The organism is Bifidobacterium reuteri DSM 23975 (assembly GCF_000741695.1).
GTDB classification, from domain to species: Bacteria; Actinomycetota; Actinomycetes; order Actinomycetales; family Bifidobacteriaceae; genus Bifidobacterium; species Bifidobacterium reuteri.
The window spans coordinates 1-24727 of sequence record NZ_JGZK01000004.1 but is presented as its reverse complement, the minus strand read 5'-3'; the positions used below and the strand labels follow the sequence as shown (position 1 = coordinate 24727).

Annotated in this window: 18 protein-coding genes and 2 pseudogenes; 15 read left to right on the top strand and 5 right to left on the bottom strand. The window is 59.5% G+C overall.

Annotated features, from left to right (window positions below; genetic code table 11):
- Nucleotides 1–83: 83 nt before the first annotated feature.
- Together BREU_RS04465 and BREU_RS04460 are read right to left on the bottom strand one after the other, a co-directional pair.
- Nucleotides 84–1007 (bottom strand): serine hydrolase domain-containing protein, encoded by a 924-nt coding sequence (locus BREU_RS04465; RefSeq protein ID WP_034880541.1) that lies wholly within the window; start codon nucleotides 1005–1007, stop codon nucleotides 84–86.
- Between the two features lie 149 nt (nucleotides 1008–1156).
- On the bottom strand, nucleotides 1157–1582 hold the full coding sequence (locus tag BREU_RS04460; protein ID WP_044089026.1) for a peptide deformylase: 426 nt from the start codon (nucleotides 1580–1582) through the stop codon (nucleotides 1157–1159).
- Nucleotides 1583–1585: 3 nt separating this feature from the next.
- Here BREU_RS04460 and BREU_RS04455 point away from each other — a divergent pair, with 3 nt between their 5' ends.
- The 11 genes from BREU_RS04455 to BREU_RS04410 all read left to right on the top strand — a co-directional run bounded on the left by BREU_RS04455 (nucleotide 1586) and on the right by BREU_RS04410 (nucleotide 16017).
- Nucleotides 1586–2233 (top strand): bifunctional diaminohydroxyphosphoribosylaminopyrimidine deaminase/5-amino-6-(5-phosphoribosylamino)uracil reductase RibD, encoded by a 648-nt coding sequence (locus BREU_RS04455; protein ID WP_226556852.1) that lies wholly within the window; start codon nucleotides 1586–1588, stop codon nucleotides 2231–2233.
- A 231-nt stretch (nucleotides 2234–2464) separates the two neighbouring features.
- Nucleotides 2465–3772 carry an ABC transporter substrate-binding protein gene (locus tag BREU_RS04450; RefSeq protein WP_004219837.1) on the top strand — a complete coding sequence of 436 codons (1308 nt, stop codon included), beginning with the start codon at nucleotides 2465–2467 and terminating at the stop codon, nucleotides 3770–3772.
- 19 nt (nucleotides 3773–3791) lie between these two features.
- Nucleotides 3792–4748 carry a carbohydrate ABC transporter permease gene (locus BREU_RS04445; RefSeq protein WP_044089028.1) on the top strand — a complete coding sequence of 319 codons (957 nt, stop codon included), beginning with the start codon at nucleotides 3792–3794 and terminating at the stop codon, nucleotides 4746–4748.
- Nucleotides 4748–5614, top strand: a complete 867-nt coding sequence (locus tag BREU_RS04440) for a carbohydrate ABC transporter permease (protein ID WP_004219834.1) — start codon at nucleotides 4748–4750, stop codon at nucleotides 5612–5614. The genes BREU_RS04445 and BREU_RS04440 overlap by 1 nt, the downstream gene beginning before the upstream one ends.
- A gap of 113 nt (nucleotides 5615–5727) precedes the next feature.
- The gene (locus BREU_RS04435; protein WP_044089029.1) at nucleotides 5728–7722 is read left to right on the top strand and encodes a right-handed parallel beta-helix repeat-containing protein; all 1995 of its coding nucleotides are present in this window, start codon (nucleotides 5728–5730) and stop codon (nucleotides 7720–7722) included.
- Between the two features lie 4 nt (nucleotides 7723–7726).
- Nucleotides 7727–9358 carry a glycoside hydrolase family 43 protein gene (locus tag BREU_RS04430; RefSeq protein WP_022245090.1) on the top strand — a complete coding sequence of 544 codons (1632 nt, stop codon included), beginning with the start codon at nucleotides 7727–7729 and terminating at the stop codon, nucleotides 9356–9358.
- Nucleotides 9359–9539: 181 nt separating this feature from the next.
- Complete coding sequence (locus BREU_RS04425; protein WP_152598580.1) at nucleotides 9540–11579, top strand: hypothetical protein; 2040 nt, start codon at nucleotides 9540–9542, stop codon at nucleotides 11577–11579.
- Between the two features lie 4 nt (nucleotides 11580–11583).
- Nucleotides 11584–12717, top strand: coding sequence for a glycosyl hydrolase family 8 (locus BREU_RS04420; RefSeq protein WP_044089030.1), 1134 nt, complete (start codon nucleotides 11584–11586; stop codon nucleotides 12715–12717).
- A gap of 28 nt (nucleotides 12718–12745) precedes the next feature.
- Nucleotides 12746–14614, top strand: coding sequence for a sialate O-acetylesterase (locus BREU_RS04415; protein ID WP_044089031.1), 1869 nt, complete (start codon nucleotides 12746–12748; stop codon nucleotides 14612–14614).
- A gap of 201 nt (nucleotides 14615–14815) precedes the next feature.
- Nucleotides 14816–14971 (top strand): oxidoreductase, encoded by a 156-nt coding sequence (locus tag BREU_RS12085; protein ID WP_022245086.1) that lies wholly within the window; start codon nucleotides 14816–14818, stop codon nucleotides 14969–14971.
- A complete protein-coding gene (locus tag BREU_RS04410; protein ID WP_152598581.1) occupies nucleotides 14914–16017 on the top strand; it encodes an iron-containing alcohol dehydrogenase in 1104 nt (367 codons plus the stop codon). The genes BREU_RS12085 and BREU_RS04410 overlap by 58 nt, the downstream gene beginning before the upstream one ends.
- A 580-nt stretch (nucleotides 16018–16597) precedes the next feature.
- On the opposite strand, the gene BREU_RS04405 is transcribed toward BREU_RS04410, so the two are convergent.
- Together BREU_RS04405 and BREU_RS04400 are read right to left on the bottom strand one after the other, a co-directional pair.
- Nucleotides 16598–17494, bottom strand: coding sequence for a nucleoside hydrolase (locus tag BREU_RS04405; RefSeq protein ID WP_044089032.1), 897 nt, complete (start codon nucleotides 17492–17494; stop codon nucleotides 16598–16600).
- Nucleotides 17495–17572: 78 nt separating this feature from the next.
- Complete coding sequence (locus tag BREU_RS04400; RefSeq protein WP_044089033.1) at nucleotides 17573–19102, bottom strand: FGGY family carbohydrate kinase; 1530 nt, start codon at nucleotides 19100–19102, stop codon at nucleotides 17573–17575.
- A 182-nt stretch (nucleotides 19103–19284) separates the two neighbouring features.
- On the opposite strand from BREU_RS04400, the gene BREU_RS04395 reads away from it, so the two are divergent.
- The 4 genes and pseudogenes from BREU_RS04395 to BREU_RS04380 form a co-directional block, all read left to right on the top strand.
- Nucleotides 19285–20511 carry an ROK family transcriptional regulator gene (locus tag BREU_RS04395; protein ID WP_004219807.1) on the top strand — a complete coding sequence of 409 codons (1227 nt, stop codon included), beginning with the start codon at nucleotides 19285–19287 and terminating at the stop codon, nucleotides 20509–20511.
- Nucleotides 20512–20662: 151 nt separating this feature from the next.
- A pseudogene (gene pelF / locus BREU_RS04390) lies at nucleotides 20663–21382 on the top strand (GT4 family glycosyltransferase PelF); the annotation flags it as partial.
- A 1-nt stretch (nucleotide 21383) separates the two neighbouring features.
- On the top strand, nucleotides 21384–22928 hold the full coding sequence (gene pelG / locus BREU_RS04385; RefSeq protein ID WP_044089034.1) for an exopolysaccharide Pel transporter PelG: 1545 nt from the start codon (nucleotides 21384–21386) through the stop codon (nucleotides 22926–22928).
- A pseudogene (locus tag BREU_RS04380) lies at nucleotides 22925–23707 on the top strand (CotH kinase family protein); the annotation flags it as partial. The gene pelG and the pseudogene BREU_RS04380, both read left to right, overlap by 4 nt.
- Nucleotides 23708–23753: 46 nt before the next feature.
- Here the strand turns inward: BREU_RS04380 and BREU_RS04375 are convergent.
- The coding region (locus tag BREU_RS04375; protein WP_044095827.1) for an ISL3 family transposase at nucleotides 23754–24727 on the bottom strand (974 nt) is incomplete at its 5' end.

The window sequence follows — 24727 nt, the reverse complement described above, 5'->3', positions numbered from 1 at the left end:
TTCCGGAACGCAACCCACGCACAATACCGTGCATAATTATCCCATACCCCATCTACACGACGGTATGGGCGAAAGTCGTGCGCTCAGGCAGTAAGCGGAAGTAGCAGATGCTCATGCAAAGCAGGACGAACGATATTGTCGAAATCACCAGATTCCGGGCATTGAATCGCAACAACCAAACCCTGCTTCGGCAAAACCGTAGTAATCTGACCGTACGCACCATCCGCACGATATGCCCCCTCATAAGGCGACATCCAGAACTGATAGCCATAACCGCACGTCCAAATATTGCTATACGGAGTGTCGATCTGCTTACCGGAAGCCTGCTTGACCCACGATTCGCTGACAATGCGCGTGCCATGCCAAGTGCCATCATTCAAATAGACCTGGCCAAGTTTCAACATATTCGCAAGCGACATGTAGATCCCGCCGCCTGCAATCGGATGACCTTGCGGATCACATTCCCAAACAGGCCAACCCTGATCCAACTTGGAAAAAATCGTGCCATACAAATACTCGCCAAGACGCATGCCGGCAGCCTGCTCCAACATGCGGCCCGCCAAATCAGAATCCGCAGACGAATAGCAGAACGTGCTGCCGGGCTCCACCTCAACCCTGCGAGAGAACATGTACCGTAAATAATCAGGCGCACCAACACCACTGCGCCGGTCAGGGTTCATCAAATACGCATGATTGAAACCGCTCGACATAGTCAGCAAGTGCCTCAGCGTGATCTGGCCCAACTCCAGTTGCGCATCGGAGGGAACATACTCGGGGAACGAGTCGACCAATCGCGAATCGAGCGACAGCAAGCCATCTTCAATCGCAATGCCAATAGCCGTCGAAACATAACTTTTCGTATGGGAATAAATATTGCGATCCTGGTCGGGAACGAAATGACGTTCCGCGATAATGGCGTCGCCATCCGCAATCGCAACGGCTTCGACGGGCAGGGACTCGCTTTCAATGAGTTTGACGAAATCGTTGAACATATCGATGGCACCCATGAAATCTCCTTTGACACTGCCCTACGGTGCATTACGGAAACTGTAACGTAAGGCGGTTACGTACGATTGTTACATCAAACGATTTTTCCTAAGCCTGTCGCTAGATGGAGCGCCCGAAAAGCCGCTAGGTGCCATGCCTGAAAAAGTCGTTAAATGATAATGCCTTCGCAATGATCGATCTCGTGCTGGATGATCTGCGCGGTGAAACCAGTGAACGTGGCATGGCGCTCGCGGAACTTGCGATCCGCATACGAGACCTCAATGCGCTGGAAGCGGACCGTGCGGCGCTCGCCTTTGAGAGACAGGCAGCCTTCGGAGGCGTCGTAGGCGCCGTCTTTCGCAGTGATCGTCGGGTTGAACATTACGAAGATGCGACCGCCGAAATCCTCGTCCACGAATGCAATGATGCTCTTCGAGACGCCGATCATGTTTGCGGCCATGCCGACGCAGCCGTTGCGGTGCGCGTCGAGTGTGTCTTTGAGATCCTGTGCGACGGCAAGATCCTCGGGCGTATTGAGCGCCTCCGCCGACGGCTGGCTCAAAAACGGAATGGACGTCATGATTTCGCGCTGCATGTGATGTTTCCTCTCACTGGTTCCTTTGCTGGTCTGCCAACATTGTATGGCGTTATTGTGCGACGCCGTACGGCGATGGAACGGATGACCGGTTCGCGCCTATCCATTTACGAAATGTCTCATGGCGATTTTGAAATGTGGGACCGCAATCGACGCAATATGCTTGGAACCGTGGATGACATGCCTCAATATCGGAAATACATGACGCAGGCGCTGGAACTGGCCCATAAGGGAGCCGGTTGGGTGAATCCGAATCCGTTGGTCGGCACGGTGGTGGTCCGCGACGGCGAGATTCTCGCAGCCGGATACCACGACCGCTACCGCGGACCGCATGCGGAACGCATGGCCTTCGACTATGCCGACGAGCATGGTGTCGACATGCATGGAGCCACGGTCATCGACACTCTCGAACCTTGCTGCCATGTCGGATCGCAGCCGGCATGCACCGATCTAATTCTTTCGCACGGCATAACGCGCGTCGTGGTCGGTTCGATCGATCCGAATCCCATCGTGGCCGGCAAAGGACTTCGCATTCTTGAGGAAAACGGTGTGGAAGTGGTATATGACGTGATGCGGGCGGAATGCGACGCCATCAATCGCCATTTCTTCCACTACATCACCACAGGAATGGGGGTGCGGACGAAATGTTGATAAATCAACGTTTTTTAGACCCTTTTTCCTATTTGACAAATGATTTAACTATAGCTATTATGTGCTTCGTAAATAGAAGACATAAATTTCGAAAGGAGGATGATTCGTCAAGTGCAGTGGTTCCGCAGGACGGAACCCCGATTTTCTGTTTGTGGGCAACAACGATGTGCCGTTTATTTCTCGCATCGACATTCGTCGGTGCGGGAGTTCACCGATGAAAGGGAATGATCAATGAAGATGAAAAGATTCGTGGCCGCGGCCATTGCTGCAGTCTCGTGCCTGAGCTTTGCCGCATGTGGTTCTGACACCGCCAGCAAGGACGAGAATGTGATTCACATCATGTCCTCGGGCGATTCCTCCGCGAATATGGAGCGGGCGCTGGTCGACGAATACAACAAGACCGCCGATGTCAAGGCTGTTCTTGATCTGGTGACAAGCGCGGATTATCAGAACAAGCTGCAGACGGTCATGTCGAACCCGAAGTCCGATTCGGCTCCCGACATTTTCTTCAATTGGGCGGATGCTTTGATGATCCAGTACGCTCGCGCCGATGTGAGCGCCCCGCTTGATGAGTATATGGAGAAGGATCCGGAACTCAAGGACAACTTCCTGCCGTCCATTCTTGACGCCGCCAAGGTCGATGGCAAGTATTACGGCATCCCGGTGCGCGGAGTCCAGCCCATTGTGTTGTTCTACAACAAGAAGGTGCTCTCTGACAACGGCATCGAAGCCCCGACCACCTTCGACGAGTTCTGCGATGCATGCGAGAAGCTGAAGTCCGCAGGCCTGACGCCGATCGCGCTGGGCGGCGGCGACCAGTGGCCGACGCTGAACTGGTATTCGGTCATCTATCAGCAGGTGATGGGCAATGACGACGTCCAGAAGATGATGGACGGCGGCGTGGACGAGTGGAGCTCGCCCAAGAGCAAGAAGGCGCTGGAGATTATCCGCGACATGGTCGAAAAGGGATACTTCGGCACTACGTACGATTCGGTCAAGCACACCGATGGCGCCGCCCCGGCTCTGCTGGAGCAGGGGAAGGCCGGCTTCGAGCTGATGGGCTCGTTCGGCTATTCGGGCCACAAGGCCGCGGCCCCTGAATTCACCAATGATGATCTCGGCTATATGGTCTTCCCGCCCATCGATGGGGTGAAGGGCGACGCCAAGGATCTCGTCGGCAACCCGTGCAACTACTTCAGCATGAACAAGTACACCAAGCATCCTGAAGCCTGCGTCGAGTTCCTCAAGATGCTGTATTCCGATAAGTGCGTGGAGGATCAGCTGAAGGCCGGCAACCTGCCCGCAACGACCAACGCCAGCGAGATGGTGGAGAAGGTCGTGGACAATGCCTCCGACGGGGCTTTCCTCGAGTGGGAGTCTCAGGCGCTGACCGATGCTCCTCACTTCATGATCACTTGGACTCCGAACCATGTGTCCTCGTCGTCTCAGCCGATGCTCGACGGCATGCAGCAGTATTTCAATGGCTCCATCGACATGGGCACCTTCATCGACGAGATGAAGGCCCTGCCGACCGAGTGATTTCACGATAGGACAGACCATGGCAACAAAGCGTAACTCATCTGAGATGCAGACGGGGAACGCCGAGGGCCAGGTTCGTCGCCCAAAGAAGGGCGCCTCCTTTGTCGGAGGCGCCCGGCCTTCGGGCCTCTGGGCCGTGCCTGCGGCGGTGTTCTTCTTTATCTTCGGCATCCTGCCGCTGTTTATTGTGGTGGGGTTGTCATTCTTCAAATGGAATGGCTTGGGCACGCCCCAGTTCGCTGGAGGGCAGTACTGGGCCCAGTTCATTCATGATCCCAAAGTCATGAAAAGCGTCGGCGTCACGCTTACGCTGACGATTCTGGGCATCGTGACGCAAACGCCGCTCTCACTGTTGCTTGGCGCCTGGGCGGCGGGCCGGCAGCGGTATCGTGCGGTGTATACCGCCATCTACTTCATTCCATATCTGTTGTCCGGCACGGCCATTGCCGTTGCCTGGCGCGCCATGCTCGATCCGAACTTCGGCATGCCGTCGAAGATGCGTTGGCTGTTCGGGGACGGCAATATCTTCGGTAACGCCTCCTCGGCCATCGCGGTGCTGGTGTTCGTCAGCCTGTGGCAGTTCACTCCCTTCCATGCACTGCTGTATCAGGGGGCTGTCCGTGCCATTCCGAAGACTTTGTATGAGGCCGCTTCCATCGATGGCGCCGGTAGGATTCGTCAGTTCTTCTGTATCACCATCCCCCAAGTCAGGAACACGCTGATTACCTCGCTGCTGTTCCAGGTCGTGGGCGGCTTGACCGCATTTGACGCGATTCTGGTGTTGACCAAGGGCGGTCCCGGCACTGATACGCAGAATACCGCGTATTACATGTATTCGACGGCGTTCAAGGCGTACAACTATGGCTATTCGAGTGTCATCGCCGTGGTGCTGATCGTGATAGCGACCATCCTGTCCCTGGTGATGGTGAAGGTGTCCGGATATGACAAGATGCGTAGCGAATTGGAGGGTATCTGATGGCCACGAAACATGAAACGGGCGCGGTGAAAATTCCGAAGCGCCGTTCGCTCGAACGTCCAAACTGGGCTGCCGGTGTTTTGTCAACCCTATGGCTGCTGGTGGTCGTCGTACCGCTGTACATCATGGTCAAGGCGTCGATTGAGGACAAGCCTCATTATTCCGAAGAGGGGCCATTGTCGTTGCCGACGATGTTCACCTTGGACAACTACACCAATGCGTTGGATCAGGGATTCCTGCAGGCATTCATCAACACGGCGATCGTCACCGTTTCGGTTGTGGCCATCGTGCTGATCGTGGTGCCGCCGTTGGCCTTCGCCATCGTCCGCAGCCGAAGCAAATTCGTGAATGGCGTGTTCCAGATCATGCTGCTGGGCATTGCGATCCCCGTGCAGGCCATCATCGTTCCGCTGTTCTTTATGATTCGCTCCGTTGGCTTGTACGACAACCTGATCAGCGTGATTGTGGCGTCTGCCGCATTCTCGATTCCGATGTGCACCATCGTTCTGACGGCGTCGATGCGTCAGATCACCAATGAGTTGTATGAGGCCATGTCGGTCGACGGCGCGTCGGTGGTGAGGATTTTCTTCCAGCTGACCCTTCCCATGTCGAAATCGGGACTGGCGACCGTGATCATCTACTCCGCGATGGGCGCATGGAATAACTTCATGTTCCCGCTTATCTTGACGCAGTCCGATTCCAACCGCGTGCTGACGCTGAACCTGTACCAGTATCAGAGCCAGTTCGGTATCGACATCCCCGGTATGATGGCCGCGGTCATCCTGTCCGTGCTGCCGATCTTGGTGGTGTACTTCATCGGACGTCGCTCGCTCGTCGACGGCATGATGGGCATGGGCGGCAAGTGAGTATGGTGCCGGGGACGCCATAATGAGGGGTGTCCCCGGCATCGTCTCCGTCCAAATCAACGTCTTCGATCCGCACATGGAGGTGCGGACGAATGGTGAAAGGGTAAATTGTAATGCAGTACCATGTTTCTCCCGAAGGTTCTGATACCGCCCAGGGTGGGCCGGATAATCCGTTCCGGACGATAGGGCATGCCGCGCAGGTCGCGATGCCCGGCGATATCGTCATCGTTCATGACGGCGTGTATCGGGAATGGGTCGATCCGAGACGCGGCGGGACCTGCGAGGCCGATAGAATCGTCTACCGCGCCGCCGACGGGGAAAAGCCCGTGATCAAGGGGTCCGAGATCATCTGCGGGTGGAGCCGATACAAGGATGACGTCTGGCGCGTGACGTTGGACGACGCCATGTTCGGCGATTACAATCCGTACAGGCAGCCGCTGTTCGGCGATTGGCTCGCGATGCCGTCGCGTGGCGAGGACCCCGACAAACATCCGGGCATGGTGTTCCTCAACGGCAGGGCGTTGTATGAGGTGACCTCGCTCGAGGATACTTTTGCGCCGCGGTACCGTGACCATGTCAAGGACTATGTCACGGATGTCGCATGTGCGATCGACGATCCCGAGATGACCCAATGCGTATGGTACGCCCGGGTCGAGGACGACCGTACGGTGCTGTACGCGAATTTCCATGGCGCCGATCCCAATGAGGAATGCGTGGAAATCGCGGTGCGTCGGTCCTGTTTCTTCCCCAGACGCCATCACGTGAACTACATCACGGTCAGCGGGTTCGAACTGTGTCAGGCCGCCACGCAATGGGCGCCGCCCACCTCGCATCAGGTTGGCGCCATCGGACCGAACTGGGCCACCGGATGGATTATCGAGCGCAACCTCGTCCATGACGTCAAATGCTCGGGCATCAGCCTGGGCACCAGCGAGGAAACAGGCGACAACGAATGGTATCGGACCGAGCGCAAGACCGGTCACCAGTACCAGCTCGAAGCGGTGTTCAAGGGGCTGCGTATCGGATGGAAGAAGGGATTCGTCGGCTCGCATATCGTGCGCGACAACGTGATTCATGATTGCGGGCAGAACGCGATCGTCGGCCATATGGGCGGAGCGTTCAGCACCATCGAACATAACCATATCTACCGCATTGGTGCCCGGCGCGAGTTCTTCGGCTGGGAGGTGGCCGGCATCAAGCTTCACGCGGCGCTCGACGCCCGCATCCTGGACAACTGCGTGCATGACTGTTCATTGGGGATGTGGCTTGACTGGCAGGCCCAAGGGGTGCGTATCAGCCGCAACGTGTTCTACGACAATGTCTGCGATCTGGAGATCGAGGTCACGCATGGTCCGTGTCTGATCGACAACAATGCGTTCTGTTCGGCGATGACATACGACAATTATGCTCAGGGGACGGCGTTCGTCAACAATCTGATCGGCGGCACCATCTCAAACAACAGCGTGTTGGATCGTTTCACTCCGTATCATTACCCGCATTCCACGGAGGTGGCCGGCAACGCATTCGTCTATGGTGGCGACGACCGATACGCGTCCAACATCTTCCTCGACGGCGCCGGGACCCTCGGGTCCACGGGACTATCCGCATACCGCGGATACCCGTCCACGATGGCGGAGTATCTGCAAAGCGTCCACGACATCTTCGCGTCCGGGGTCACGAATGGGCACGATCCGCAGCCCGTGCAGATGCTGTACAGCTGGGACAACGCCTACGTCGGCGAGGCCGAAGGCCCCGAAGGGGAGCAGGGGACCACGCATGTGGCGTCGCCCGTCAACGTCCGTTGCGAGTTCAAGGGGGATGACCTGTATCTGCTGTTCGATTGCCCGACGGAGCTTGCGGACAAGAAGGCGGCCGTCGTGGGCACGGCCGATCTGGGCGTGCCGCGCATCGTGGATGAACGGTATGAGGAGACGGATGGATCCGATATCGTGATCGACACCGACATCGTTGGGCGCCGGCGCGCGGAACTGAGTTCCGTGGGGCCATTCGCCGAGCTTCATCCGGGATCCAACCGTCAGCTGGTCTGGTGTGGCGCGGTCCGGACGACGGACGACGCCTGCCCCTCCTGCGGCGTCAAGGAATGGTGAGACCATGAAGATCACCAATCCGGTGCTCACCGGCTTCCATGCGGATCCTTCGATGATCCGCGTCAAAGACACCTATTACATCGCGAACTCCACATTCGAATGGTTCCCCGGCATCCGCCTGCACGAGTCCAAAGACATGGTGCATTGGAACACGTTGCCGTACCCCTTGGGCGCCGAACAGCTTGACATGCGCGGCGATCCGGCGTCCGGCGGCGTATGGGCGCCCGACTTGTCCTATGCGGACGGAAGGTTCTGGATCGTCTATTCCGATGTTCATATCGTCAACGGCGCGTTCAAGGACGTCGTCAACTACCTGACGACCGCCGAGGACATCCGCGGGCCGTGGTCGAAGCCGCTTCGTCTGAACGGCGTCGGATTCGACGCCAGCCTGTTCCACGACGACGACGGCCGCAAATATCTGGTGCAGCAGACGTGGGACCATCGTGAATACAAGCATCAGTTCCACGGCATCACGCTGACCGAGTTCGACACGGCGACGATGCGGCTGAAGCCGGAGACGGCCCGCACGATCTGGATGGGCGACGATGTCAAGCTCGTCGAGGGGCCGCATCTGTATAAGATCAACGGCTGGTACTATCTGTTCTGCGCCGAGGGCGGAACGGTATGGACTCATCAGGAATCCGTGGCCCGCTCCCGCACGCTCGACGAGCTGTCGTTCGAGGCCTCGCCCACGAACCCGTTCATCACGAACTTCGACATCCCAGGCAGCTACCTGCAGAAGCAGGGCCACGGCGCGCTGGTGGACACCCCGTCCGGCGAATGGTACTACGCGTCGCTGTGCGGCCGCCCGTGGCATCACGAGACCGAGTCGTTCACCGACCCGCGCGGCTGGTGCACGCTGGGGCGTGAGACTTCAATCCAGAAGGTCGAGTGGGCTGAGGATGGTTGGCCGTACATCGTCGGCGGTCATGGCGGCGAACGTTATGTGGAGGCGCCGAAGGACGCGATCGAGACAGTCGCGCCCGCAAGCCGCGATCAGCACGACGAGTTCGACGCCGACGTGCTCGGTCTCGACTGGAACACGTTGCGTGTGCCGTTCGACGAGAAGATGGGCTCGGTCGGCGGCGGCAGCCTGAAGCTGATCGGCCAGGGCTCGCTGTGCAACACGTTCGACCTGTCGCTGGTGGCCCGCCGCTGGCAGGCGTTCGATTTCGACGCCGAGACCTGCGTGGCGTTCGATCCGAAGACCTACCAGGCGATGGCCGGTCTGACGAACTACTACAACGACCAGCATTGGTCGTGGGCGTTTGTCACGTACGACGAGGACCGCAAGTGCCGCGTGATCGAGGTGGCGCAGAACGACCGCAACAATTACACCTCGTTCTTGCGCGAGAACGCCGTAGTGGTGCCCGAGGGCGTCGATCGCGTATGGCTGCGTGCCAAGGTGCGCACCCAGTGGTACGCCTACGAATACTCGTTCGACGGTGAGACCTGGACCGAATTGCCGGTCAGGCTCGACGCGAGGATCCTCTCCGACGACTACGTGAACCAGACGTACGGCGGCTTCTTCACCGGTGCCTTCGTGGGTCTGGCCGCGGTCGACTATTCCGGCTACGGCGAAGTGGCCACCTTTGACCACTTCGACTACCGGGAAATTTCTGGGATGGAAGACTGATAGATGGTCGTTTCGCGGGATGTCTTCCCGCGAAACGACCATATCAATAATCAGTATTGTTTTGGCGCATGATGGCAACGTTTTGCGAAGATATGAGAACGATATGAGTAGTGAAGTATGCAATGAGGTAGGAATGGCTCTGGAATGTTCCGCCCGACGAGCCGACGGCGCGGGACGGTATGTGCGTCTTGATGAATGCGGTCTTGCCGTCGAAGTCGACTGGCACGGAGGAAACGGGTCCCCCGCCGATCCGTGGCGTTGCACGGTAACGGTGCGCAATGACGGCTCCGTTGCGTTCGAAGGGGTCGTTCGCATCGATATCCCGATTCGGGCTGACGGTGAACCGCGGTTCTTCCTGCCAGGGTTCATGTATGGGCGTAATCGTGGAGAGGCGCCGCTGCGAACCGCGACGAAATTTCCCCGGCTTCGTGAACGGAGCGAACTGCCAGCCTCATCATGGTGGATGATTCGAGGAGACAGGCTGTCCAATCCATGTGCATTGGCCGTGACCCGTTCCCGTGTCGTCGGTGTGGTGTCCAGCCCCTATCTGGTTGACCGCGGTGATGGGATGTTGGTCGGACATGAGGCATGTGATGAACTGCCTTTCGTCCAGTATGCGGGATTCAGCTGCATGTTGCCGACGCCTGGAATCGTGCCCTGCGACGACCACGCCTCGGTGGGCGTGACTATCGGCTATGAGAACGCGCCCTGGTTGTTCGTCAGCTCGACGGATATCCGCGAACGTCCTGACTCGGCGGAAGGGCCGATTACACTGGCGCCTGGAGGCGCGGCGATTATGCGCTTGGACATCGTCGACGCTCCCGCCCGGGATGAACGGGCTATCATACCGGTGCTGGAAACCGTATACCGTCGTTTTCATGAACCGCCGCGTCAGGTCGGCGCTCCCGCTCGGGCTATACGCGACATTGCAGTCGCCGTTGATAGAGACGCGTGGCTGGAGGACGAACACATGTACGCGGGGTTTGTCTTCGACCATCATAGTCCGGGAGATGAGATCATCGAAGGTAAGCCGTATATGTACCGCCGGTTGGGATCGAGTAGTTGGACCAACGGCATGGCCTCCGCGGTACCGATGTTGGCGTCGGCTTGGCGGTTGGGGGACGATGCTATGCGTCGTCACGCCCTCGACGGCATCGAGCATATCATCCAACATTGCATCAACCCGACGAACGGATTGCCCTACACGGCGGTGGAACATGAGCGGTGGAGCAACCGCGGTTGGTGGTTCGACGGACTGTCCAATCCCGGACACAGCGGGTACCTTGTCGGGCAGACGATGTACTCGGCGTTGCGGGCGTGGCAGATCGAACGGCGGTTCGGCGGAATCGATCACTCGGACTGGCTGAAGATCATCGGGAACGTCATTCCCCGATTGGCGGCAGGGCGCAATGCGGTTGGCGAATACCCATTCGTGTTCGATGAGATGGACGGCTCAGGAGCCGAGTACGAATCGTTCGGCGGTGTGTGGTGTCTGGCCGCATCCGCGTATTGGGCTTTGCTGACCGGCGACCACTCGGATCTGGATGGGATGCTCCTATCCGAACGTCATTATCATGACCGGTACGTGGCGCATATGGAATGCTATGGTGCGCCGCTGGATACATCGAAAGCCGTGGATTCCGAAGGTATATTGGGATATATCAAGGCGGTCGGATGCCTATACGCCATTACCGGAGACGCTATGTATCTTGACCGGATGCGAGAGGCGTTCGCCTATGAATGCAGTTTCCGTTTTTGCTGGAATTCGCCCGTTGGCGTACCGCCTCTGAACGAAGTCGGCTGGTCGAGTTGCGGAGGCAGCGTCACTTCGACCAGTAACGCCCATATCCATCCGATGTCAAGTGTGGCCATCGAGGATATGGTTTATTACCTCCGATATCGGAACGACACATATATCGCGTCGCGTTTGTGCGATGCGGTCGGCTGGAGCTGCCAGACATATAACCTCAAGGATGGTGAGTACGGATATGGGCGGGTCGGCTGGATGTCGGAACGGTTTTGTCACTGCCAGGGGTTTTTGGACGAGAGGTACCCGGATGGAAGCCTGTGCAGCACGTGGCGTTGTCTGATGCCTTGGGCGGCGGGAGCGATCTTGGACGGTCTGACGGGTCTGTACTGGGACGTCATGCCGCATGATGAGTTGCCAACCGTCACCATGGTATCGCGGGCGATGGGTTGCGTCCATGATGAGAAAGGATGAAACAATGGGTGCGGGAGCCATGGGTCATATGGAGACCAGCATGTTCGAACAGTACGGGTACGGCCGCGAGGCCATCCAGGCCCGGCTGGAACGCAACTGGACCGAGATGTTCGAAGGTCCGGACAAGATCTACTGGGAGAACGACGAGGGCCTTGGCTACGTGATGGACACCGGCAACCACGACGTGCGCACCGAAGGCATGAGCTATGCGATGATGATCGCCGTGCAGTACGACCGCAAGGACGTGTTCGACAAGCTGTGGGGCTGGGTCATGAAGTACATGTTCATGACCGAGGGCTTGCACAAGGGCTACTTCGCCTGGTCCGTGGACCTCAGCGGCGTGCCGAACGCCGACGGCCCGGCCCCCGACGGCGAGGAGTACTTCGCGATGGCGCTGTTCCTGGCCTCCGGGCGCTGGGGCGATGGCGAGGGCGTGTACGAGTACTCCCGCCACGCCCGCTCGATCCTGCATACCTGCGTGCACCGGGGCGAGGATGGCGAGGGCTACCCGATGTGGAATCCGGAGAACCATCTGATCAAGTTCATCCCGGAAACCGAATGGACCGACCCGTCCTACCATTTGCCGCACTTCTATGAGGTGTTCGCACAGCGTGCCGACGAGGCCGACCGCCCGTTCTGGCGCGAGGCCGCTGCCGCCAGCCGTCGGTATCTGGTCACCGCCTGCCATCCGGAAACCGGTATGAACCCCGAATACTCAAACTATGATGGCACGCCGCATGTCGACGAGCGCGACCACTGGCACTTCTATTCCGACGCCTACCGCACCGCCGGCAACATCGGGCTGGACTGCCTGTGGAACGGCGTCGTGCCCGAGCTGTGCGATGCGAATGCGCGTCTGCAGCGTTTCTTCCTCGAACACGACCGCACCTGCGTCTACGCGGTCGACGGCACGCCGGTGGACGAGACCGTGCTGCACCCGGTCGGCTTCATCGCCGCCACCGCCGAGGGCTCGCTCGCCGCGATGCGCTCGCAGGAGCCGGACGCGCTCGATAATGCGATCCGCTGGGTGCGCCTGCTGTGGGACACGCCGATCCGCACCGGCACGCGCCGCTACTACGACAACTTCCTCTACGCGTTCGCGTTCCTCGCGCTCGCGGGCGAATACCGCGTGTGGTGAATATGGCTGAAACAAGGAGTTGGACACAATGAAATCGACATTGCATATCAATCCGTTGTTCGGTGAAGGATGCGTGCTGCAATCTGGCATGCCGGTGAGGATCTGGGGTGGTGGCCGCCCCGGTTCCACGATCGAGGTCTCGGTCGCGGAACGGCGTGCCGATGCCATCGTCGACGCCGATGGCGCGTGGACGGTCACGCTCGAACCGTTGGACGCTGGTGGTCCCTATCGCATGACGGTCAGTGAAACGTCGGAAGCGGCGACGCGGGAATCATTGAGCCATGACGTTTATGCGGGCGAGGTGTTCATTTGCGCCGGACAGTCGAATATGGAATATCAGATGGAATTTCTGCACTGGCGTTATCCGTCCGAATTCACGCGTGAAGCCGACTCGCTGCTGCGACATTGCAAAGTGCCGGTCAGATTCGATTTCCACGGGCCGCGTCATGAATTCTATGAACCGGTACAATGGGTTGGCGCTGCATCGGATACCCTTGATGAGTTCACTGGAATCGGCTACTTTTTTGGACGTATGATTCGGGAATCGTTCGGTGTGCCGGTCGGTCTGCTTAATATCACGCTCGGCGGCTCACCGATCGAATCATGGATGGATGAGGAGACACTCGCTGCATGGCCGAGGATGCTCACTGATCTGGCACCATACCGGAATGATGATGAAGCCCGTGTGCGCAATGAGTCTAGCATTGAGGCCCGCACCCGGTGGCATGAAGATCTGCGTGTGCGAGAAGTCAACCGATGGAATGAGGATGCGGAAACCGGAACCGTGAACCTGCCCGCATTCCTGTCGGATGCCGATCCTCGTCTAGCTGGGTTCCGCGGTGTGATCCGCTTGCGGCGTACGGTTATGTTGCCGACGTATGCGGTTGGACGGCCTGCTGTGCTGCACTTGGGGGCGATGGTTGATTCGGACATCACCTATGTGAATGGTGTTGAAGTGGGGCGGTCCGAGCACCAGTATTTCTCCCGTGACTACGTTGTCCCGGAGAATGTGCTGAAGGCCGGCCCCAACGATGTAGAAGTACGGCTGGTGTGCGAACGCGGCACGGGCCGGTTCACTCCCGGTAAGCGCATGCATCTGGATGTGGGCGATGACTCGTTCGATCTGAGCGGAGCTTGGCGGTACATGATCGGTGCCGAAATCGATGAGGATTGTCCGACGGAAGATTCCCTGCAGTGGAAGCCATTAGGCCTGTACAACGGCATGACCGCGACCTGCGCCGGGTACGGCGCCCGTGCGGTGCTCTGGTATCAGGGTGAATCCAATACTGGTGATGTGGCCGATGAGTATGGGCATATGCTTACGGCGATGATCGGCTGCTGGCGACATGCTTGGGATCAAGAACGATTGCCGTTCCTGATTGTGCAGTTGCCGGTATTTTCAATCGACAATGTCGAGGATGGTGGATGGGCCTTGGTGCGGCAGCATGAATGGCAGGTGTCGAAGACCGTTGATGATGTGGCAACAGTGGTTGCGCTCGACGCCGGTGAATGGAACGACCTGCATCCGTGGAACAAGCGTGTGGTCGCCGAGCGGTTGTTCCATGCGGCCTGCGGTCTTGTCTATGGTAAAAATGACGCACCGAAATCACCTGAGCCGAAGTCCGCGGTGTTGACAGACGGTGAGCTCGTCATCGACTTTGCAGGTGGTCCGTTATACACCTTGGACGGGGACGAACCGCGCGAATTCGAGCTTGTTTGGGAGGACGGCTCCGTGCATGCCGTCTCCGGGCGCGTTGAAGGCGACAAGGTCGTCATTCGTGTGCCCTGGCGTAAGCCGACATCCATCCGATATGCGTGGAGTAATGCGCCCGGTCGTGGTCTACTGTGTTCGGGGAAAGGTATGCCTGTGCCACCGTTCGCCATGCCGATTGAGTAGAGAAGACGCGCCGAAACCGGATGTTCGCCGTTCGACCAAGTCGGGACGTGGCCGAACGACGAACTTGCTATCGGATGTCTTGAGCAATTCCAAGAGGTAGCGGAGCGTATAGAAGTCTGTTGGGCAGAATGATCGGTTCGACGATTTCGCCGTTCGCCGAATCCATTGCGTAACCGAGCCGTTCATGAAAGGAATGAACATATGAGAAACTTCATCTTCCACAATCCCGTCAAGATCTATTTCGGAGAAGGTCAGGTCTCGCATGTGGCCGAGGAGGCCAGGTCTCGCCCCGGTGCCGCGTGCTGCTGGTCTACGGCGGCGGCTCGATCAAGCGCAACGGTGCCTATGACGATGTGACGGCCGCGCTGCGCGAGGCCGTCAACGAGGTCATCGAACTCTCCGGCGTGACCCCGAACCCGCGACTCGACAAGGTCTTCGAAGGCGTGAACCTGGTTCGGGAGCACGGGGTGAACCTGATCCTGGCTGTCGGCGGCGGCTCGGTCATCGACTGCGCCAAGTTCATCTCGCTGGGTTCCGGCCTGGGCGAGGACGAGGACCTCTGGTACGACTACGTCGAAACCGGCAAGCCCGCCCCCGAAAACCTTGTGCCGCTCGGCGTGGTGCTGACCACCGCCGTCACCGGCTCCGAGATGGGCGGCGTGGCTGTGCTCACCAACTGGGCCCGCAACCGCAAGCTCGGCTACACATCCTTCCCGCTGACGCCGAAGTTCTCGGTACTCGACCCGACCTATTTGCTCACCCTGCCGGCTGAACAGACCACCTACGGATTCGTGGACATGTTCTGCCACACCTGCGAACAATATTTCTCGCTACCCAGCGACGACAATCTCTCCGACGAGATGGCCGAGGCCATCCAACGGCATATCCTGCGCTCCTGGCGCGCCTGCCGTCGCCATCCGCGCAGTTATGAGGCCCGTAGCAACGCGATGTGGGATTCCACGTTCGCGCTCAACCGCGTCATCTCGCGTGGCAAGGAGGAGGATTGGGTCACGCACGGCATCGAGCATGCGCTCTCCGCCTACTTCGACATCTCGCACGGCGCCGGCCTGGCCGTGGTCCATCCGCACTGGATGAAGTACGTCTACACCTCACGCCCCGAAGCCACCGCACGCTTCGCCCGCTGGGCGGTGAACGTGTGGGGCGTGGACTCGACCGGCAAATCCGAGCGCGAGGTGGCCGAGGAGGGCATCGAGCACTACGTCGACTTTCTGCGTCTGGTCGGTGCCCCGCTCACCCTGTCCGAGGTCGGCATTCCAGCCGATCCGGCCACGCTGGACAAGCTCGCCGACCATGCCGGCGACGTCGGCGGCTCCTACCGCCGCATCACCCGCGACGATGCGCGCGCCATCCTCGCCTTGTGCGTGACACCGGTCGTGTTCTGAGGATGTATCAAGGTGTATCGAGGGATGGAGGCGCCGAAGACTTGATATCCACACCTGCCGTATACACGTCTATGACCACACATTTTGCCCTCCACCTGTACATCGATACGCAGCCGCCACGGTGTACGGGGAGGGCAAGTCGTACATGGATGTGCGATGAAAGGCGGCATCTCCGCTTCGGTGGCGGGGCAGGCATGCCTCGCCACCGAGCCGTTGTCGGGCACATGATTCGGCATATGCCACTGTCGAGCGGCCTTATTACCCTGCTCTTGACGGGGTGCGGAAGTCCTTGAAGCGTTGGATTGCGCTTCCATACCGTGCCGCGGCGGAATCGGACTCGGCATAACGGTTTGGTTTCGCCGTTTTGCTATGGTATCTCGGCTGTGGCATGGTACGGGGCACCGTTATCAGGTGCTATGGTGTTCCGTACCGGGATCGGGTGGTACGGAACACCAATCGCCGAGCGTTGCAGAACCTGTACCGCAAAGGGGCGGCCTTCCGGTTGTGATTTCGATCGTGAACAGCCTTGTCGCCCCGATGGGAGGCGTCACCGTTGGGGCGGCCGCATATTATCGGGTCGTCAACCGCGTGCGAACAGCGTCAACTTGGCGAAGAGGTCCTCGAGAATGAATCGACTGTCAATGCTGTCGTAGATGCGTATCGTTGGGCGAGACGGTATGAAAGCAGTGGAGCTGTCCGGCTTGACCAATGGTGCCGGCGCGTAATGGAATTCGCCGCAATCATGCTTCATCGCCAAGCCGACGGCGGGCGAATCTCCCAATGACCAGCTTTCTCCCGAAGTCCAGAACGCGAAATCACTGTCATTGTATTTCACGAGATTGTCGAACAGGAACTCGCCGATAGCGCCCGCATCGGCAAGCTTACATTGTAGTTCGGCAATGCTCACATTCATCGTACGGTAGACCTGATAAGGCACCAGCCAGAGATTCGCACCACTGGTCAGCACCAGATTGGCGCCTTCCACGTCGTTGCCGGAGTTGAATTCGCGAATGGCTTCCTCATCGTTGCCGGGAAGCTGCGTGCCGATCCAGATGATGGTCATCCGGCTGACGATTTCCGGGTGCAGCTTGATGGCGGCGGCCACGTTGGTGATGGCGCCGAGGCACAGTACGAACAGCGGATGGGTATCGGTGCTCAGAGCTTCGTCGAGAATCACGCGCGAAGCGGGGGAGAGGTCCTCATCAGAGGCGAGGTGCAGCCCCGCCAGCGGCGTGCGGGCGCCTTCGAGTACCGGTACATCGGAGTTCAGCAGTTGAACAACCGTGGACGCGGTGCGGAAGCTGCGTTCCATACTGCCCGCTTCGTTGAAATGCTCGGCGCAAATCGCCTTGACCATGAACTTCGGTGTCAGCAACGCCTGAGCGATAGCGAACGGGTCGTCGGCCTCGCAATCGGCGTCGGTGTCGATGATGACACGAATCTGCTTATCATCACGGACTGTGAAATGAAAAGTCATCAATGTTCCTTTCCTGATGGTGATATGCGATGAGGCTGCTGGCCCTCGTCGTTCCGACAACCTCATCGTGTGACTTCATCAACCGCGCCAGCGCACGTACTGCTCGTACACCTGCGGGGTTGGTTCGCCGGTCAGTGTGGTCTCGACTTTGACCGGCCACGTCGGCGGTTCGGTCTCGCCGGACAGCACCCAGGCGGCCTGACGGGCCGCGCCGATCGCCACGTACTCGTCGGTTTCTGGCAGTTCGATGTCCATGCCGAGGATCGCGGGGGCCAGCGCGCGCACGGCCGCGAACTTGGTTCCGCCGCCGATCAGCAGGATGCGCTTGACGTCCACGCCCAGACCCTTGACCAGTTCAAGGCAGTCGCGCTGCGAGCACAGCAGACCCTCCACGAACGCGCGGGCGATGTTCTCTCGCCTGGTGTTCGCCAACGTCATGCCGTACAGCGCCGCCGTGGCGTCCGGACGGTTCGGGGTGCGCTCGCCGTCGAAGTGCGGCACCAGCGTGATGCCGCCGGCACCCGGTTCCGCGGCCGCGGCCAGTTCGGCCAGTTCGTCGTAGTCCACGCCGAGTGCGGCGCGTCCGGCATCGGAGATGCGCGAACCGTTGATCGTGCAGGCCAGCGGCAGCCAATGTCCGGTGCAGTCGGCGAATCCGGTCACCGAAGCGGTCATGTCGTAGGCGGGCACGGGGGAGATGGCCGCGGCCACGCCCGAGGTGCCCAGCGAGATGCTCACGTCGCCCACACCCATGCTCAGGCCCAGCGACGCCATGGCGTTGTCGCCGCCGCCGGGGCCGATCGGGCAGCCGCCCTCCACGTCCTTGCCGGCGATGGCCGGATCGGCCACGTCGCCGGTCTCGGTCGGGCCGAGCACGCGCGGCAGCACGATGCCGGCGATATCCTCTTCGCCGCGTCCCAGCGCCATCGCGAGCAGGTCACGGCGGTATTCGTTGGCGGTCGCATCGAAGTACGCGGTGCCGGAGGCGTCGGAACGGTCGGTGAACAGCGCATCCAGGTTCGCCTTCATCTCCTCGGCGGTCGCGTCCTCGCCCAGAGGGCCGTGGCCGGCGATGCGCCAGCTCAGCCAGTCGTGCGGCAGGCAGATCGCGGCGATGCGTGCGGCGTTCTCTGGTTCATTCGCGGCGACCCACGCCACCTTGGTGATCGTCAACGAGGCGACCAGCGAGGAGCCGACGGCCTTGACCCAGCGCTGGCGGCCGCGCATCGCCGGATCGTCGGACAGGTCGTCCTCGCTGCCGTCGGCGGCCTTCTCGGCCTCGCCCAGACAGGCGATGAGCACGTCGGCGTTCGTGGCGGAACGGGTGTCGTTCCACAGCAGTGCGTCACGGATCACGCGGCCATGGTCGTCGAGCAGTACCATGCCGTGTTGCTGGCCGCCGACCGCCAGCGCGGCCACGTCGTCGAGCCCGCCGGCCTGTTCCGCGGCCTCCTGGAACGCCTGCCACCAGGCATCGGGGTTCACGCTGGTGCCGTCGGGGTGCTTGGCCTGCCCGAAACGGACCATCTCGCCGGTCTCGGCGTCGGTGACGCGCACCTTGGTCGACTGGGTGGACGTGTCCACGCCGGCCACCAGAACTCTGCTCATTGTGCCTCCTTGCAACATGCCGCCAAAAACGTCGGGCTGATGGCGTTTGGCCGAATACGGTCGCCATTATACGCAAATAGTTTGACGAATGAACTATACTGGTGTGTGTACCATTTTCACAATGTTGTGGGAGGCACGCCGGAGGCGATGAAGCACCGGAACACATAGAGGAGAGCTACGTCATGACTACGCTGCGCAGAATCAACCAGGACGATCTACGCAACCACAATCTTTCGGTGGTCATCAGCACACTGCTGCGCGCCGCCGAACCGATGAGCCGCGCCGAACTGGCCAAACAGACGGGACTGACCAAGGCGACCATGTCCCTGCTGGTTTCCATGCTTGTCGACAACGGCGTCGTGCGCGAGGGGACGCCGAGCGTACAATCCTCCTATGGGCGCCCCAGCACGCCGCTGCTCATCGTCGGAGGCCGATACTGCGGCATCGGTCTGCAGGTGAATACGGACGGCTACGGCACCATCGTGCTCGACTTGGACGGCACGGTGGTCGCGGAACGCTGGGTCGATGCGGATATGTCCGACGTGGACGCCGACGACATCTTCTCCGAACTGAACGCCCTGTCACTTGAGCAGGAACGGCTGCTGGCTGACCGCGGATACACCGTGACGGGTACCGGACTGGCATTGCCCGGTCTGGTCACGGATGACATGAGGCTCCTCATGGCCCGCAACCTGGGATGGGAACAGTTGGATCTCAAGCGGTTCGACGTGGTGCGGCGGCTGGATGCGACTGCGGGCAACGAGGCGAATATGGCGGCGCTCGCGCAGATTCCCGGATACGCCATGCACCGTGAGGACGACGGCATCGTGGAACCCAACGCCTCATTCATCTACCTGTCCACGGACGTCGGCATCGGCGGCGCGGTGGTCCGTGGCGGACATGTGGAGATCGGCGACCATGGATTCGGCGGGGAACTCGGCCACGTGTCGGTGGAGCTGCGGGGACCGGTGTGCCGGTGTGGGCGGCGGGGGTGCCTGGAGACCTATGCCGGCCGCAGGGCGATGGTGGAGTCCGCAGGCATCGCCAGCGGGTCGGCGGCCGCGCGGCGCGAGTCGATCAACGAGCTGATCGAACGGTGGCGTGACGGGGACGTCAAGGCCGCGGCGGTGGTGGACAAGGCCATCGAGGCCATGGTCTCCGCCATCGCGTCGGCGATCAACATCTGCGACGTCGATACGGTGATGCTGGGCGGCGTATGGTCGCAGTTCGGGCCGGAGATCGCCTCGCATATGCAGGGCATGATGCGGCGCCAGGTGCTTGGATACCCCGAGGTGCGCGCCAAGGTGCTGATGGCCGACGTGACGTCCAAACCGGCGTTGATCGGTTCGGCCGCCATCGGTCTGCGCCGCTTCATCGACAATCCGATGCGGTTCGTCTCGACCGACTGACGGTCCGCACACGGATGCACGCGTGTTCCAACCTAGGCCTATAACGTCGGGGGCGCGGCAAGAGGAGCTGCCTGATACAGTGGCACGTGGCGATTCCGCCCGGGCTGCGCAGGTCAAGGATCGTCCGCGGGTCTCCCCGTGTTCATGCCGTACCAGCTTGTTCGGTCGTGCCCGTCTTATCCAAATTGGCATGGGTGCGCCCGCCGATGCCTGTCAGGTGATTCCCAATGGCATTCAATACGAACGTTTCTGCGGTATTCCTTTCAAACCCGACGACGGTTGGGTTGATATCGGCGCGGTGGTGCGCATGGCGCCCATCAAAGATGTGAAAACCCTGATTCACGCGTTCCATGAGCTTTCCTCTCGCGTTGACAATGTGCGCTTGCATATTCTCGGCGGTGTTGACGATCAGGAGTATGCCGACGAATGCTATGAGCTTGTGGAACAGTTGGGTGTGCGCAATCTTGAGTTCACCGGCCGTGTGAACGTGGTCGAATACATGCGCAAGCTTGATTTCACCGTGTTGACCAGCATTTCCGAAGGCCAGCCGCTGTCGGTGCTGGAATCGTTCGCAGCCGCACGCCCCTGCGTGACCACTGACGTCGGCTGCTGCCGTGAGCTTTTGGAAGGCGAGGAAGGCGACGATTTCGGCACGGCAGGCTTCTACGTGCCCCCGATGTACCGCGAGGGCCTGAGCCGAGCCATGGAACGCATGTGTTCCAGTCGCACGCTGCGTGAGACCATGGGGCAGATTGGCCGTAACCGTGTGAACGCCTATTACCGGCATGAGCGCATGCTTGACGATTATCGCAAGCTGTATAGCGATACCGCGGATCAGTTCGGATTGAATCGGTTCGGATTGGAGCGCTGATATGGCCGGTATTGGATTTGAACTGAAGAAACTGTTCCACCGTAGAGGCTTGATGGCGATGCTGCGAGCCTACGGCTATGCCGGCGTGATTTGCGCTGGTCCGATGCTGTTGGGTGTACTCCTGCAGTTCGGCGTGCTGATCGTGAGCAGCTGGTGGCAGGTGGGCCGCCCCGACCGCGATCTGCTCGTATGCATGATCACCTACACGCTGCTTGCCTCGTTGGTGTTGACGAGTTTTCTGTCGATGCCGGTCACCCGTTTTCTGGCGGATATGTTGTTTGATCACGATGAGAAGATGATTCTGCCGTCGTTCTGGGGGTCTACTGGCATCATGCTGGTGGTGGGCGCGGTGTTGTACACGGTGTTTCTGCTGTTTTCCGGTGCCACGCTGATGCAGGGCGCGTTGTGTTTGTGGCTGTTTCTTGAAATGGTCGTCAACTGGAATGCGATGAGCTATTTGACGGCCATTAAGGATTACAAAAGCATTCTGTATTCTTTCGTGGCTGCGGTGTTGGGGGCGTTCGTTACGTCATGCGTGTTGCTTGCGTTGGCCTGCCCTCCTGTGGAGTCGCTGTTGTTTGCAGTGGTGCTTGGCTATGGTGTGATGCTGGTGTGGGATGTGCTGCTGCTGCATCGGTATTTTCCGCAAAGTCGTGAGCATCCGTGGCTGTTTCTGCAGTGGGTTGACCAGTTTCTGCCGTTGGCGTTGACCGGATTGCTGACCACCATCGGCCTGTTCGCCCATTTGGTGATCACCTGGTGCGGTCCGCTCGGCATCAAGGTGAAGGGTTTGTTTTATGGCGCGCCATATTACGATGTGCCCGCCATGCTTGCATTTTTGACGATTCTGATCACCACGGTGAATTTTGTGGTGTCGGTGGAGGTGAATTTCTATCCGACATATCGTTCGTATTACAGTCTACTCAACGATGGTGGCACGGTCAAAGACATTACCATTGCCGAAGATGAAATGCTGACTGTGCTCAATCGAGAATTGCATTACACGGCGTTGAAGCAATTGTTGGTGACCGCTGCCGTGATTTCGTTGGAAAAAACAGTGCTGAACGCGCTTCCTTTGGGTTTCAACGATGCGATGCACGGATATTTCCGTGTGCTCTGCGTGGGGTATGCCCTTTATGCGGTCGGCAACACCGTGATGCTGATTCTGCTGTATTTTACCGATTATTCCGGTGCATTGACGGCGTCGGCATTGTTTGCGGGTTCGACGGTTGTGTTCACAGTAATCGGACAGTTCTTCACTACGTCGCTGTTCGGTTTCGGTTTTCTGATGGGGGCATCGCTGTTCGCCATATATGCGACATTCCGGCTCGCCTCATACACCGACAATCTGCCATACCGAGTGCTGGGGCAGCAGCCGATTGTGGCGCAAACGAAACGTGGACGTTTCACCGAACTGGGCATACTGCTTGAACATGGCGAACAGCGGGTCGACCAATCATTGCATCGCTCAGGGCATGCACGGTCTTCTGACAAGGCGAATATTGCAGAAACGGATGTCATAATCGGGAGGAATCGTAAATCATGACATGGTGGAACCGACGCAACACAAAAGCCATTACCACGCTTGTCAAGCAAATAGCGGCATTGACGGCAATGCTGACGGTGCTTTCCTGCGCCGGATGTGCGACTTCATCACCCAACGATAATGAACAATCGCAATCATCGGATTCGTCACAGACGCATGAGCAAGTCAAGAAAAGCGCTGAACAAAGCATCGACGGCGCACACTTGCGCGACAACGAATCGTTATACAAGGTGTATGACGACAGCGGTGTCGAAACCATGTATTTGACGGTATCGCGCGGTAATTCGTCGGAAGGCACCGACCATAGCTGGAGTGAAATCAACCAGTATTCCGTTGATGACTATGCGGCCATGGGCGTTGACCGCTACAAGGTCAATGGTTTGCTGCAGGTCGGCGACGAACAAGGACCGGTTTCCGGGGAGCTTGGTTTTGGTGAAAGCGCGCCGAACGCCACCGTGCAGATACGTGGCCAGTCATCGAGCAAAAACGAGCAGAAGAACTACAAGATCGAGTTGAAAAGCGGCAAAGGCAAGTGGCGTGGGCAGCGTACCATCGCATTGAACAAGCATATGGGCGAAGGTCTGCGTTTCCGTAACAAAATGGCGTACGATCTCATCAAAGGCATCGACCAGATGATGGGACTGCGCACGCAATTCGTGCACTTGTACGTGAAAGACGAGACCAGCGGATCGGATTCCTTCGACGATTACGGTCTGTACACGCAAGTCGAACAGCTCAACAAAACCGCATTGCAGGTGCACGGACTCGATAAAAACGGCTCTTCGGGTGTTTGTGTGGGTGTGGAGCACTGGTCCGGCCTTCTGGTTATTGGCGTCCGGGGAGTTGGAGGTCAAGTCCTCCGCATTTGAGCATGACGAGGCTGATGAGGTTGTCGAGGTTGCGGTAGCCGTAGCCGATCTTGATGGTGGTCTTGATCTTGTTGTTGATGGCCTCGAGCCTGGCGTTGGACAGTCCGGAACGGATGGTTGTGAGGATGTCGAAGTGGCGTCTGGCGATCTTCTCGCCGAGCGGGACGAATCCCGGGATGCCGGACAGGAACGCGTCCGCGGCCCATTGGCGCAGCATGGGCGCGGCCTCGTCCGCCGTCTGCTTGAGGATCATCCTGAGGCGTTCCTTGAGCTTGTACGCCTCCCAGAGGGTCTCGTTGGTGTTCGCCACGCACTCCAATTGGGCCTTCTGGCCGGCGGTCAGGTCGCCCTCGTTCTTCAGCAGCGCCCATCTGGCGCCCTTGATCGGGTCCTTGGCGCCTTTCCGGGTCGTGCCGGTCTTTCTGGCCTCGCGCCATGCGGCGGTTCGGACCTTGTCGAGCGCGTCGGTCGCCCAGGACACGATGTGGAACCCGTCGAGGATGCGTTCGGCCTGCGGGCACCAGCGGAACGCGCACTCGTCGATCCACCGCGCCCCGTCGCCGGTGATCACCTGGATGGATGCGCGCTGGGCCGGCGTCAGCTGCTGGAAGAACAGGTCGAAGACCTTCTCCCCGTGCCCCGGGTGCATCCAGACCACGCGCCCGCGGTCGTGGTCGATGACCACGGTCATGTACTTGTGGCCCTTCCGGTAGCTGGTCTCGTCCACGCCGATGGAACGCAGATGGTCGAACAGGCCGGCGCCCTGTTCGGCGCGCAGGTCGTCGGCCACGCGCCGGCAGATCGGCCCCACGCTCTTCCAGTCGACGCGAGTCAGGGCCGACACGGCGCTGCGCGGCGCGTGCACGCTCAGCCACGCGACCTGTTGCTCGAAGTCATACGTGTACGCGCTCTTGCGTCTCGCCCACGGCA